Source organism: Mesorhizobium sp. P2_D5 (genome assembly GCF_056404355.1).
On sequence record NZ_JBFUEE010000002.1, the window covers coordinates 487,523 to 500,373 of the forward strand.

Below are 12,851 nucleotides of genomic sequence, written 5' to 3' on the forward strand. Positions count from 1 at the left end.
CCGCGCCATGACCGTTTCGCCCTTCGACCATCCATTGCTCTCCGCTCTTCTCGGCGACGAGGAAGCGAGCCGGCATTTTTCCGTCGAGGCGGAAATCGAGGCGATGCTCGCCTTCGAGCGCGCGCTGGCGGACGTGGAGGCGGAAAACGGACTGATCACGGGGGAGGCGGCAGCAGCCATCGTGGCGGGGCTCAGCACATTCCGGCCCGACACCGCCTTGTTGCGCGCCGGTGTCGCCAGGGACGGCGTCATCGTGCCGGAATTGGTGCGCCAGATCAGGGCAGCGGCCGGCGAACCGCATGGTGCCTCCGTTCATTTTGGCGCGACCAGCCAGGATGTCGTCGACACAGGCCTGATGCTTCGGCTCAAATCCGTCGTCGAACATCTCAGCCTCCTGTTGACCGAAACCGGCATGCGCCTCGCCTCACTCGAAGAGCGCTTCGGGGGCAGGGCGCTGACGGGGATGACGCGCATGCAGCCGGCGGTTCCAATCAAGGTGGCGGATCGCATCATGGCGTGGCGCGTGCCGCTGCAACGGCATCAGCAGAGATTGTCGGAACAGTCGAGGCGCCTGTTGGTGGTGCAGTTCGGCGGCGCCGCCGGCACGCTGGAAAAGCTGGATGACAAGGGGCCGGCGGTGCGGGCGGCCCTCGCGGCAAAGCTCGGCCTTGCCGATGCGCCGCAATGGCATAGCCAGCGCGACGCGCTCGCTGATTTCGCAGGCTGGCTGTCGCTGGTGACGGGCAGCCTCGGCAAGTTCGGCCAGGACATCGCGCTGATGGCGCAAGACGGCACCGACATCGGGCTTTCGGGCGGTGGCGGCTCGTCGGCCATGCCGCACAAGCAGAATCCGGTAAAGGCCGAGGCTCTGGTGGCGCTGGCCCGTTTCAACGCCACGCAGCTTTCCGGCATGCATCAGGCCGTGGTGCATGAGCAGGAGCGTTCGGGCGCGGCCTGGACGCTGGAATGGCTGCTGCTGCCGCAGATGGTGGTGGCCACAGCCGCGTCGCTGCGCCTTGCCGCCGAACTGGCCGGGCAGGTCGAAAGCCTGGGACGCTGATGCGCACGCAGATCCTCATTGTCGGGTCAGGTCCGTCCGGCCTGCTGCTTGGCCAGCTTCTCGGCACGATCGGTATCGAGACGGTCATTTTGGAGCGCGCCAGCCGCGAGCATGTTCTCGGGCGCGTGCGCGCCGGTGTGCTCGAACAGGGTACCGTCGAACTGCTGGAGGAAGCGGGTGCCGCGGCACGGCTGCACGCCGAAGGGCTGCCGCATGCCGGCATCTCGCTCGCCTTCGACGGACGCCTGCACCGCATCGACATCGAGGCGCTGACCGGCGGCAGGCATGTCACCGTCTACGGCCAGACCGAAGTGACGCATGATCTGATGGACAAGCGCGATGCGGCAGGACTGACCACGATCTACGAGGCGGCAAACGTCACGCTGCACGATTTCGACGGCAAGGCGCCTTTTGCCACCTATGACAAGGACGGCGTCACCCATCGCATCGAGTGCGATTTTATTGCAGGCTGTGACGGCTATCACGGCGTCAGCCGCAAATCGGTGCCTGAGCGCGCGCTGAAGACCTTCGAGCGCCACTATCCGTTCGGTTGGCTCGGCGTGCTGGCGGAAGTGCCGCCGGCCGATCACGAACTGGTCTACGCCAACCACGAGCGGGGCTTTGCGCTGTGCTCGATGCGCTCGACGCATCGCAGCCGCTACTATGTCCAGTGCCCCGAGGGCGACCGCGTCGAGGCGTGGTCCGACGACCGCTTCTGGGACGAGTTGCGTCGCCGGTTGCCGGAGCAGACGGCGGCAAGCGTCGTCACCGGTCCGTCCTTCGAGAAGTCGATCGCGCCGCTGCGCTCCTTCGTTGCCGAGCCGCTGCGTTTCGGCCGGCTGTTCCTGGTCGGGGACGCCGCCCACATCGTGCCGCCGACCGGCGCCAAGGGCCTCAACCTCGCCGCCAGCGATGTGCGCTACTTGTTTGCCGGTTTGCGCGACTTCTACCGCGACAAATCGATGGCCGGCATCGACGCCTATTCAGGCAAGGCGCTGGCAAGGGTGTGGAAGGCGGTACGCTTCTCCTGGTGGATGACGACGATGCTGCACCGCTTTCCCGACACCGGCGATTTCGGCCAGCGCATCCAGGAGGCCGAGCTCGACTACCTCGTACACTCGCGTGCAGCGTCGACTGCGCTCGCCGAGAACTATGTCGGCCTGCCTTACTAGTTTTTCGTATAGTCAGGCCCAAACCGTGTCGGCAGGCCGTCGGCGAGTTTCAACCAAGGGAGCTTCTCCTCAAAAGCGACATGCAGCGTGGGTGCAAATTTTTCCGGCTCCTCCATCGCTGCGGCAAAAAAATGCATGACACCAGACATGTTCTTTGAGCGGAAGGACAGCGGCGAGCCACATTCATCGCAAAATGTTCTTTCCACACCGGGAGAAGAGTTGAATACCTTCGGTGGCTTGCCTAGCCATCGCCATTGGCTGTCCAAGACGCCAATGTAGGTGGTCATCGGCGCAGAACATTGGCGCCGACAACTTTCACAATGACAGCTCACGCATGCTTGTGCCGGGCCATCGACTTCGAAAGCAATAGCGCCACATAAGCAATGACCGCGCATGCAAATTCTCCTTGAGTCAACTGACCTGACCAATAATTTGTACCGGGCGTAGTGAGAGAGTCGCCATGAGATACGCCGAGCTGGCGCTCAATTGCGACATTCGGCGCTAGTGATTGTTCTCGCGTGCGCGGGGAGTTGTTTTGGCCTTGGCGGCCATCAGATTGGCGCTTCGCCTTTATGAGTCCGCGGCCTGATGCATGTCGCCCAAAAGTGGTTCCGGTCTTGGGACAACGACATGCATAAAACATAGCCTCAAAGCGCGGCGCGCTTTAAGGGCCGCACCGCCGGCGATCATCGTTCAGCGTCTTTTTGCCTGGCAAGATCCGACAGCATCGGTCGCTGCCCCTTGAGGATCTTGACCTCGGCCTCGGGCAAGGTGAACCAGCCGGCCCTGTCGACTTCCGGGAATTCCTTCATTGATCCCGACCTTGGCGGCCATTCCATGGTGAAGGTGTTGCTCCTGATGGCTGCCACATCGATGTCGATACGCGCCTCGACGGACCACGCCATGACGATCTTTCCACCCGGCTGCCTGTAGTCGCCGAGCCGTGTGAAGGGACCATCGATCTTGATGCCGAGCTCTTCCTCGGTCTCGCGTCGCGCCGCCGACAACTCGTCCTCGTTTTCGTCGACGAGGCCCTTCGGTATCGACCACGCACCATCGTCCTTCTTCGCCCAGAACGGTCCGCCCGGATGAACCAGCAGCACCCTGAGATCGCCCTTGTTTCGACTGTGGATCAGCAACCCCGCACTACGTTTTGCCATTTTTTAATGTCCGTTTGTAAAGCTGATTGCGAAGGCGGCGGTCCACCGATTCCCCTGGTCATGGGCGCCGACCTTGCGCCGAATGATTGCGACGCTATGTCAGGTGCGACTGCATTGCTCCTCTTCCGCGAGTCCGGCAATCTGACCATCGCTTATTTGGCGGCTCGAAGGCTAGATGAGGCGTGACGATGCAACTCGGTCTTATTGGCTATTACAGCGACTTCGTGGCGTATCCGTTGGTGATCGCCGTGCTGGCAGTGGCCGGGCTGATCGAGGCCGGCGAAGACAATGCGCCGGGCTGGATAGTCACTGTCGTCGCCTGCCTCTTGCTCTGGACGTTGACCGAATACGTCCTGCACAGGTTCGTCCTGCACCACATCCCCTACATCAAGGACCTGCATGATCGTCACCATGTCGAAGAGCGCAGTTCGGTGGGCACGCCGACCTGGCTCAGTCTGGGAGTGCATGCGCTGGTCGCGTTTTTCCCGATCTGGATGATTTCAGGTTTCGCCGCCGCAAGCGCGGTAAGTTGCGGACTGATGCTGGGGTACCTCTGGTACATCAGCGTCCATCACATGATCCATCATTGGCATCCCTCCCATCCGAGTTATCTCTACACACTCAAGCGCCGCCACGCCGTGCATCATCATGTCGACGAAACGGTCAATTTCGGTGTCACGTCCATATTCTGGGATCGTGTTTTCGGCACGGCGAGGCTCTGAAGCCAGGGGCACGTGCATCGGTCGTTCAACGCCTTTTTGCGCGACCGCCTAGGGATTTGGCTCCGCGAGGTCCGCTCTGAACCGGCGTGTTGCTCTGGTTTTCGTCGGACAGTTTTCGCCAGCGGGCAAGACGCTCCGGATCGAGCGTGCCTGCCTTCAAGGCGGCCTGCACCGCGCAGCCCGGTTCATGTACGTGGGTGCAGTCGCGGAACTTGCAGAGCGGCGCGAGCTCGGTGATTTCGGCAAACAGCGTGTCGATGCCGTAGGCGACGTCGCTGACCTGCAGCGTCCGCATTCCCGGCGTATCGATCACCCAGCCGCCGCCCGCAATGGCGTGCAGTGACCGCGACGTGGTGGTGTGGCGCCCCTTGGCGTCGTGTTCGCGGATGTCTCCGGTCTGTTGCGGCAAGCGCTGGCCAGATCCGGCCAGCGTGTTGACAAGCGTCGATTTGCCGACGCCGGAGGAGCCGACCAGCGCGACCGTCTGGCCGGCACCGCACCAGGTGGCGAGCGCGGTCGCGGCATCCGATGTGCGCGGGTTCAGCGTCACCACCGCTAGGCCGCGTTGCAGCGCGGCGGCCTGCCGCTGATACGCCTCGGCGTCGGCCGCGGTATCCGCCTTGGTCAACAGGATCACCGGCGTCGTTCCAGCCTCGTTGGCCAGCGCCAGATAGCGCTCGAGCCGGGCCGGATTGAAGTCGGCATTGCATGAGGTGACGATGAACAGGGTGTCGACGTTGGCCGCTGCCAGCTGCGGCACCCGACCGCCCTGGGTGCGGCGTTCCAGCACCGTCTTGCGGGTCAGGCGGCGCTGCACAAGCCGGTCATGCGCGTCGACGAGCACCCAGTCGCCGACGGCGTAGTCACCGGTGTTCGCCTGCGCCGGCAGCGTCAGATCGATTGGCCCTGCCCGGGACAGGCCGGTCAGGCGGTCGCGATGGACCGTGGCGATCCGCGCAGGGACGAGATTGGCTTCGCCGGGCTCGAGCTGGTCGCCGAAAAAATCCGTCCAGCCCAGGCTGGCGAGAGATGGCATGGAAGGATCCGTCACGGCTTTGACCGGGGGTACGGCGTCGCAGACATCGGACAGGATCCCTGGCAGGTGGGGCGTGAACGGGGCGGGGGCGATTGCCCAGCCGTGTATGGGCGGCACGGCGGCATTTGGCAAGCCGGACCCTTGCCGATGGCCCGCGCGGCAAGCATCTAGTCGGAACCTATCCCGTCACACGGCGATCTGGAATCCTGCCGCACGGACGGGAGCCTTCGTTCTGATCGAGGAATGTCGTTTTTCATATCGTCAACAAATAAATTGACGCTCGTAATGTTTTTGCGCTGTACTGGAAACTGTGAAAATTGACTGAATAAGTTCGGCCAAGCATTGCCGCCCTCGGACAACGGCCGCATGACTGGTGACGGGCGGATCGTTCCGATCGGCGGGTGTGGGCAAGAGGGACCTGACGTTCGATGGCGGAGAAGACGCACCGCACGATGGACGATTTTGCCCGGGCATGTGGCGTGTCCCGGCCGACGCTGTCGAAATATTTTGACGATCCGGCGAGCGTGAAGCCGGCCACGCGGGCACGCATCGAAACCGCGTTGCGTTCCTCGGACTATCAGCCGAACCTTTTCGCCCGCAATCTAAACCGCAAGCGCACCCGCAACATTGGCATCGTCGTACCGACGATCACCGACCCGTTCTATGCCGAGATGGTCAGCCGCATCGAATTTCGCTGCCGCGACGAGGGCTATTGGCCGATCGTCATTTCTTCGCATGGCTCGCAGAAGCTGGAGGCGGAATCGGTCAGGACGCTGCTGTCACTTAAGGTCGCCGGCGCGATCATCGCGCCGCTGGGCCTGGCCTCCGACCGTAACGTTTTCGACAAGCTCGGGCAGGACATTCCGATCGTCTATTTCGACACCTATATCGAGGGTGACACGCCCTTCGTCGGTAACGACAACCACCAGAGCACGTCGACCATGGTTGACTATCTCAACCGGTCCGGAGAACCGCCTGTCTATGTCGACATTCCGCATGTCAACCACAATTCCGGGGAGCGGCTGCAAAGCTACATGGCGACGATGAAAGTCGCCGGCTTGGAACCGGTCGTCATCGACGCGGCGCGCGACTACACCTGGGACTTCGAGCGCATCGGCCATGAATGGATGGAAAAGACACTTGATGTTGGCGGTCTGCCAGGCCGCACGATCCTGTGTGCCAATGATCGTCTGGCCTTTGGCGTGATGGCGGCCGCGTTCTCGCGCGGACTGAAGATCGGCCGCAGACCCGACTGCGATCTGCGCGTTGCCGCGCATGACGATCATCCGCTGAGCCGCTACACCTGTCCGGCACTGACCACCATGGCACAGGATTTCGCCGCCATGGCAGGCCGCAGCGTCGAGATCCTGCTGGCCCTGCTGGACGAGGCCGAACCGCCAAGGCAGGGCATGGCGCAAAGGGTCAAGCTCGGCGCGACTCTGGTGATGCGTCAGTCGGCCTGAGCGTCCAGCTTCAGCGATCCTTCTCGAACTGGCGCCAGGCCGCCACCGCCTCGGCCGCCGCTTGCCGCGCGGCGGGGATATGGCGTCCCATCGAGACGAAGCCGTGGATATTGCCCGGCCATTGGCGCAGGACCAGCGGCACGCCCGCGGCTTGCAGGCGTTCGGCATAGGCTTCGCCTTCGTCGGCAAGGATGTCGCAGCCGGCAAGTGCGACGAAAGCCGGCGCGACGCCTGTGAGATCTGGCGCCAGCAAGGGCGAGACGCGCCAGTCCAGGATGTCGTCAGGCGTTCGCATATAGTGGTCGCGGAACCATGCCATGGTGGTTGCCGTCAGCCCGAAGCCGTCGCCGAAACGCCGGTAGCTGTCGGCCATCTGCCGCGCATCGGTGTTGGGATAGATCAGGATCTGTGCGGCGAGGGGTGGCGCCAGCCCATCGCGAGAAAGCAGCGCCAGCACGGTGGCGAGATTACCGCCGGCGCTGTCGCCGGCAACGCCGATACGGGATGGGTCGATGCCGAGAGCGGCGGCGTTCTCCGTCATGAAGCGCAATGTTGCCAGGCAATCCCACAGCCCGGCGGGAAATTTGTGGTCCGGTGCCAGGCGATAGTCGGGACAGACAATGACTGCGCCGCCGAGATTGGCCAGCCAGCGGCAGATCTCGTCATGCGATTCGAGGTTGCCGACGACCCAGCCTCCGCCATGCAGGTAGAGCAGCGCCGGCGCCCCGCTTTGTGGTGCGCCGATGCCCCGATGGATGCGGACCGCGATGGGGCCGTTCGGCCCATCGATCCGCTGTTCCAAGGTCGCAGCGACCGGTTCGCGCTCGCCCTGCAGTGTCGGGAACGAGGCGTTGTAGGCGGCCCGCGCCGCCGCTACGTCCCCATTCTCGAACGGCTCTCCGCCGGCCGCGCGGCCGATTTCGAGGACGTGCAGCGCATCCGGGTCGAGTGTCATCGTCATATCCTCAGGCAAGCAGGTCGGTTGCCTCTTCCTCGGTCAGCAGCGCAGGTTGGGTGACTTCGCCCGCGACCATCACCGAGCCCTGGCCCTCGCCGGAACGCAGGATCGCCTCCATGATCTCAAGCACATGCAGCGCGAGGTTGCCGGAGGCGCGTGGCGTGTTACCGGTTTGAAGCGAACGCGCCAGATCGGCGACGCCGAGCATGCGGTAATTGGCGCGGTCGGGCGCCGCATAGGGCCAGTTGCGGGCGCCGTAGAGGTCGCCTTCGCTGGCAAAATCCTTCCAGTCGGCGCCGCGCTCGGACAGCGACACGGTGCCGCCGAACGTGTCGGGATCGGGCAGGCGCAGCGAGCCCTCCGTGCCGTGCAACTCGATCGGGTGGTTGGAGTGGCGAAAGACGTCCCAGGAAGCGCCGAAGGTGACCGTCGCCCCGGACCGGAATTCAAGCAGCGATAGCACGTTGGTCGGCGTGCCGACCTTGAATGTGGTGTTCTTGAACGGTCCGTCGGCGGTGATCAGCCTTTCCTCCTGGCCGCGCGTCGCCATCGCCATGACACGCTCGACCGGGCCAAGCAGGTTGACCAGCATGGTCAGATAATAGGGGCCCATGTCGAACACCGGGCCGCCGCCAGGCTGGTAGTAGAATTGCGGGTTGGGGTGCCAGTGCTCCATGCCGCGGCCCATCATGAAGGCGGTGCCGGTGACCGGACGGCCAATGGCGCCGGCGTCCATCAGCCGACGCGCGCGGCGTCCGGCAGCGCCGAGGAAGGTGTCGGGCGCCGAGCCAAGCAGCAGGCCGCGCGACTTCGCCTCGCTGACCAGTCGTTGTCCGTCGGCGGCCGAGGTGGCAAGCGGCTTTTCGGTGAAGACGTGCTTGCTGGCCGAAAGCGCCGACATGGTGACGTCGAAATGCACGGCGGGAATGGTGAGGTTGAGAACCAGGCCGATTTCGGGATCGGCAAGCAGGGCATCGACGCCCATTGCCCTGATGCCGTATTCGCGGGCCCGCAGGGCGGCCGCGTCCGCGGAGATGTCGGCGCAGGCCTTCAACTCCACGCCTGCAAAAAGTGCTGCGTTGCGCATGTAGGTCATGGCGATGTTGCCGCAACCTATGACCCCTACACCAAGCTTTTCCATCATTCCTCCAGTCGGCGTCCGTCCGTCAGGATCGGCGATTCTTCGTTCACGTGGCCATCCTTCGCCCACGTCATAAGCATATTGATGCACCATTATGCAGTTTAAATCTTGACGCGCGACAATTTTTTATAAATCATGTGCGAAGTTGGACGGGCGGGAGTGGCTGCCGTCAACTCTGGGAGGACTACACATGGACGAGTCAAGGAAGGGGCCGCGCAGCGGTTCCAAGTCGATTGGGCATGTCACCATCGCCGATCGCCGGCAATTTCTCATCGGTTCCGCCGGCCTTCTCGGCGCGGCGGCTTTCGGGGCAGGGACGTCGCTCGGCATTGGCCGGGCTCGCGCCCAGAGCCGGGCCGAGATCAGCTTCGCCAGCGCCGCCTTCTTCGGCAAGGAGACCTTTGGCGACCTGATCAAGGCCTTCAACGAATCGCAGGACCGCATCCTGGTCAAGAACATCGAACTGCCGCCCCCGAGCTCCTCGACCGAGGTCTACCAGGGCCTCGTGCAGCAGCTCGCCCGCCGCACCGGCACGCCCGATGTCTTCAGCCAGGACGTGATCTGGATCGCCGGCTTTGCCGCCGCCGGATGGGCGCTGCCGCTGGACGAGTATTTCCCGGCCGACAAGCGCAGCGCCTACTTCACTGGGACCCTCGATGCCTGTACCTATGGCGGCAAGCTCACCGCCCTTCCCTGGTTCATGGATTCGGGCATGTTCTATTACCGCAAGGACGTGCTGGAAAAGCATGGCGGCAAGGTGCCGGAAAGCTGGGCCGACATGGCGACCATTGCCGCCGCCGCGCAGAAGGCCGGCGACATCGATTACGGCTATCTCTGGCAGGGCAAACAGGCCGAGGTGCTGGTCTGCGACGCGGTCGAGATCATCACCTCCAACAACGGCGCCATCCTGGCGCCCGACGGCAAGTCGTCGCTGATCAACCAGAAGGGCGCGGTAGAGGCGATCCAGTTCCTGCACGACACCCTCGCCACCAACAAGATCAGCCCGAAGGACGTGCTGTCCTGGGACGAGGAACCGTCGCGTCAGCCCTTTACCTCGGGCAAGGCGATGTTCATGCGCAACTGGTCGTATGTCTACCCGATTGCCCAGGACGCCAAGGCTTCCCAGGTGGTCGACAAGGTCGGCGTCGCGCCGCTGCCGTCGTTCCCCGGCGGCAAGAGCTCGGCCTGCCTCGGCGGCTACCAGCTCGGCGTCAATGCCAACTCGAAGCAGCGCGAAGCCGCGATCGAGCTCTTGACCTGGCTGTCGTCGACCGAGGTCCAGCACCGCATCGCGCTGAACTTCGGCCTCGCACCGACGCGGCCGGCGCTGTTCCAGGACGCACAGATCAAGAAGGAACAGCCGTTCATGGCCAGCCTGGAGAAAGTCTTCACCGGCGCCACGGCGCGGCCGATCACGCCTGAATACGCGAAAGTGACGCTTGCCTTGCAGTCCGGCATCTCCAAGGCGCTGGTCTCCGGTAATGTCCAGGCCGAGATGGACGCGACGGCGGCGCAAATCGACAAGATCGTAGGCTGAACCAATGTCCGCGGCGGCCACCATTCCCAGTGTCGGCCGGCCGCGGCGTCTCGGCAAGGCGCTTCCGGGCGCCTTGTGGGCCTTGCTCCTGCTGACGCCGGCCTTCGTGTCGCTGGCGTCGGTCTCCTTCTACCCGATCGTCAACGGGCTCTACCTGTCGCTCACCAACACCTCGCTGATCACGCAGGAACAGGATTTCACCGGCTTCTCCAACTATGTCGAGCTGTGGGGCGACCCGCAGTTCTGGAATGCGTGGTGGCACACGATCTGGTTCACCACCGCTTCGACCGTGCTGGAGACGGTGATCGGGCTCGGCATGGCGCTCATCCTGTGCGAAGCCTTCAAGGGGCGGGGGCTCGTCCGCGCGGCCATGCTAGTGCCGTGGGCGATGCCCACCGTCGTCACCTCCAAGATGTTCGGCTGGCTGTTCGACGGCCAGAACGGCATCATCAACTACATCCTCCTGCATGCCGGGCTGATCGACCAGAACATCAACTGGTACGGCTCCACCGACACGGCGATGATCACCATCATCATCGCCGATGTCTGGAAGACGACGCCGTTCATGGCGCTGCTGCTTCTGACCGGGTTGCAGACCGTGCCCAATTCGCTGATCGAGGCGGCGCGCATGGATGGCGCCAAGGGTTGGATCACCTTCTGGTACATCCGCCTGCCGCTGTTGATGCCGACCTTGCTGATCGCCGGCCTGTTCCGCGCGCTCGACGCCTTCCGCGTCTTTGACCTCGTCTACGTGCTGACCGGCGGTGGCCCGGCCGATTCGACTGAAACGCTGTCGACGCTGTCCTACAAGGTGCTCTTTTCGACGCTGCAGTTCGGCTACGGCTCGGCCGTCTCGACGGCGATGTTCGTCACCGAGGGCATCATCGCGCTGGTGTTCTGCCTGTACCTCGTCCGCCAGATCAGGAGAGCGCAGTGAACGACACGCGCTCGCCGCTGCAGACCTTCGCCATCTATCTCGGCGCCTTGCTGATCCTCGTCTGGTCGGGCGGTCCGTTCATCTGGCAGTTCTCGACCTCGTTCCAGCTTGACAAGGCGCTGACGTCAGGCTCGCCGTCGCTGATCCCGGATCCCTTCACGCTGGAGCACTACTACAACGCCTTTGTCGAGAAGCAGCTTCACCGCTACGTCTGGAACTCGCTGGTGGTCTCCCTGGCGACGACGTTCCTCTGCCTGTTCGTCGGCTCGCTGGCCGCCTTCGCGCTGTCGCGGCTCAACATCAAGGGCCGCTTCGGCATTCTGATGGTCATCCTTTCTGTGTCGATGTTCCCGCAGATCGCGCTGGTCGGCCCGCTCTATCTGGTCGCCACCAATCTCGGCCTGCTCGACACCTACACGGCGCTGATCATCACCTACCTGGCACTCGGCCTGCCGCTGGTGACCTGGGTGTTGTTCGGCTATTTCGAGACGCTGCCGCGCGAGATCGACGAGGCGGCGCGCATGGACGGCGTCAGCGTGCCCGGCCTGCTCTGGCGCATTATCCTGCCGATGTCGCTGCCGAGCCTGGTGACCACCGGCCTGCTCGCCTTCATCACCGCGTGGAACGAATTCCTGTTCGCGCTCGCCTTCACCTCCAACATCGACCGGCAGACGATACCGGTCGGCATCGCCAACTTCACCAACCTCTATTACGTCCCCTGGGGTGACATCGCCGCGGCTTCCGCCGTTGTGACCGTGCCCTTGATCCTCCTGGTGCTGTTCTTCCAGCGCCACATCATCGAAGGACTGACCCAGGGCGGCGTCAAGGAATGAACGACATGACGACGACGAAGCTCAAGGTCGGCTGCCAGACCTTCACCTGGGAAATGCTGGGCAAAGGCTGGACTGGCGGCCCCGACGATCTGTTGAAGGCGATAGAAGACGGCGGCTACGCCGGCATCGAGATCACCGACACCATGATCGGCCGCTATGCCGACAGCCCGGCCGAATTCGCTGCTGCGCTCGATGCCCGAGGCCTCTCCCTCGTCTCCTTTGCCTTTGGCTCGAAGAGCGGTTTCACGTTGAAAGAGGCGCTGGAAAGCGACCTCGAAGCCGCCCGGCGCTGGACAGGGTTTGCCGCGAACTTTCCCGGCGCACTGGTCTCAATCGGCTCGGCGACGGTCGTCTCCGACGGTCCGCGCGAAGATAAGTTCGCCATATCGGCCGAATTCTACAATCGCGCCGCCGAGATCGGCCGCAAGGCCGGTGTGGATGTCGCGCTGCATCCGAGTTCGCACCACAACACGCTGCTCTTCGACCGCGCCGACTACGACACGATCTTTGCCTTGCTCGACCCCGGTCTGGTCGGCTGGGTGCCGGATACCGGCCACATCCTGCGCGGCCACAAGGACATGCTCGACACGCTGCGCACCCACCGTGACCGCATCCGTTACATTCATCTCAAGGACGTCGACGCCAAGGGCACCTGGGCCATGCTCGGCCAAGGCGTCTGCGACACCCCGGCGGTCATCGAGATCGCCGGCACCGCACCGCGTTTCACCGGCTGGCTGGTGCTCGAAGAGGAATCCGACGCCGCCGCCGCCGACCCCGCCGGCGCGGTCAAGACCAACCGCCTGACAATGCGCGCCTACGGCGCCTGAAGAAC

At 63.8% G+C, this 12,851-nt stretch carries 13 protein-coding genes; 8 read left to right on the top strand and 5 right to left on the bottom strand.

Annotated elements, in window-relative coordinates; translation table 11 throughout:
• Positions 1-7 precede the first annotated feature (7 nt).
• Both AC1DYW_RS09075 and pobA read left to right on the top strand, forming a co-directional pair.
• Positions 8-1,060 (top strand): 3-carboxy-cis,cis-muconate cycloisomerase, encoded by a 1,053-nt coding sequence (locus tag AC1DYW_RS09075; RefSeq protein ID WP_477225894.1) that lies wholly within the window; start codon positions 8-10, stop codon positions 1,058-1,060.
• Complete coding sequence (gene pobA, locus AC1DYW_RS09080) at positions 1,060-2,232, top strand: 4-hydroxybenzoate 3-monooxygenase (protein ID WP_477225895.1); 1,173 nt, start codon at positions 1,060-1,062, stop codon at positions 2,230-2,232. The genes AC1DYW_RS09075 and pobA overlap by 1 nt, the downstream gene beginning before the upstream one ends.
• On the opposite strand, the gene AC1DYW_RS09085 is transcribed toward pobA, so the two are convergent.
• Positions 2,229-2,627 (bottom strand): GFA family protein, encoded by a 399-nt coding sequence (locus AC1DYW_RS09085; RefSeq protein ID WP_095080944.1) that lies wholly within the window; start codon positions 2,625-2,627, stop codon positions 2,229-2,231. The two genes, pobA and AC1DYW_RS09085, sit on opposite strands and share 4 nt — an antisense overlap.
• Positions 2,628-2,918: 291 nt before the next feature.
• The gene (locus tag AC1DYW_RS09090; protein ID WP_477225896.1) at positions 2,919-3,392 is read right to left on the bottom strand and encodes an NUDIX hydrolase; all 474 of its coding nucleotides are present in this window, start codon (positions 3,390-3,392) and stop codon (positions 2,919-2,921) included.
• A gap of 188 nt (positions 3,393-3,580) precedes the next feature.
• On the opposite strand from AC1DYW_RS09090, the gene AC1DYW_RS09095 reads away from it, so the two are divergent.
• Positions 3,581-4,114, top strand: a complete 534-nt coding sequence (locus tag AC1DYW_RS09095) for a sterol desaturase family protein (RefSeq protein ID WP_477225897.1) — start codon at positions 3,581-3,583, stop codon at positions 4,112-4,114.
• 25 nt (positions 4,115-4,139) lie between these two features.
• Here AC1DYW_RS09095 and rsgA read toward each other — a convergent pair whose 3' ends face one another.
• Positions 4,140-5,150: a ribosome small subunit-dependent GTPase A gene (rsgA, locus tag AC1DYW_RS09100; protein WP_477225898.1), complete on the bottom strand. Its 1,011-nt coding sequence runs from the start codon at positions 5,148-5,150 to the stop codon at positions 4,140-4,142.
• Between the two features lie 428 nt (positions 5,151-5,578).
• On the opposite strand from rsgA, the gene AC1DYW_RS09105 reads away from it, so the two are divergent.
• Positions 5,579-6,613, top strand: a complete 1,035-nt coding sequence (locus tag AC1DYW_RS09105) for a LacI family DNA-binding transcriptional regulator (protein ID WP_477225899.1) — start codon at positions 5,579-5,581, stop codon at positions 6,611-6,613.
• A 10-nt stretch (positions 6,614-6,623) separates the two neighbouring features.
• On the opposite strand, the gene AC1DYW_RS09110 is transcribed toward AC1DYW_RS09105, so the two are convergent.
• Together AC1DYW_RS09110 and AC1DYW_RS09115 are read right to left on the bottom strand one after the other, a co-directional pair.
• Positions 6,624-7,568 (bottom strand): alpha/beta hydrolase, encoded by a 945-nt coding sequence (locus AC1DYW_RS09110; protein WP_477225900.1) that lies wholly within the window; start codon positions 7,566-7,568, stop codon positions 6,624-6,626.
• 10 nt (positions 7,569-7,578) lie between these two features.
• On the bottom strand, positions 7,579-8,715 hold the full coding sequence (locus tag AC1DYW_RS09115; protein WP_477225901.1) for a Gfo/Idh/MocA family protein: 1,137 nt from the start codon (positions 8,713-8,715) through the stop codon (positions 7,579-7,581).
• A gap of 187 nt (positions 8,716-8,902) precedes the next feature.
• Here AC1DYW_RS09115 and AC1DYW_RS09120 point away from each other — a divergent pair, with 187 nt between their 5' ends.
• The 4 genes from AC1DYW_RS09120 to AC1DYW_RS09135 are packed head-to-tail and all read left to right on the top strand — an operon-like array spanning position 8,903 to position 12,846.
• Entirely contained in the window at positions 8,903-10,249 is a 1,347-nt protein-coding gene (locus AC1DYW_RS09120) for an ABC transporter substrate-binding protein (RefSeq protein WP_095080954.1), read from the top strand.
• Positions 10,250-10,253: 4 nt separating this feature from the next.
• Positions 10,254-11,186, top strand: a complete 933-nt coding sequence (locus AC1DYW_RS09125) for a carbohydrate ABC transporter permease (RefSeq protein ID WP_477225902.1) — start codon at positions 10,254-10,256, stop codon at positions 11,184-11,186.
• A complete protein-coding gene (locus AC1DYW_RS09130; protein ID WP_457151421.1) occupies positions 11,183-12,019 on the top strand; it encodes a carbohydrate ABC transporter permease in 837 nt (278 codons plus the stop codon). Before AC1DYW_RS09125 ends, AC1DYW_RS09130 begins: the two co-directional genes overlap by 4 nt.
• Before the next feature lie 5 nt (positions 12,020-12,024).
• The gene (locus AC1DYW_RS09135) at positions 12,025-12,846 is read left to right on the top strand and encodes a sugar phosphate isomerase/epimerase family protein (protein ID WP_477225903.1); all 822 of its coding nucleotides are present in this window, start codon (positions 12,025-12,027) and stop codon (positions 12,844-12,846) included.
• Positions 12,847-12,851 lie beyond the last annotated feature (5 nt).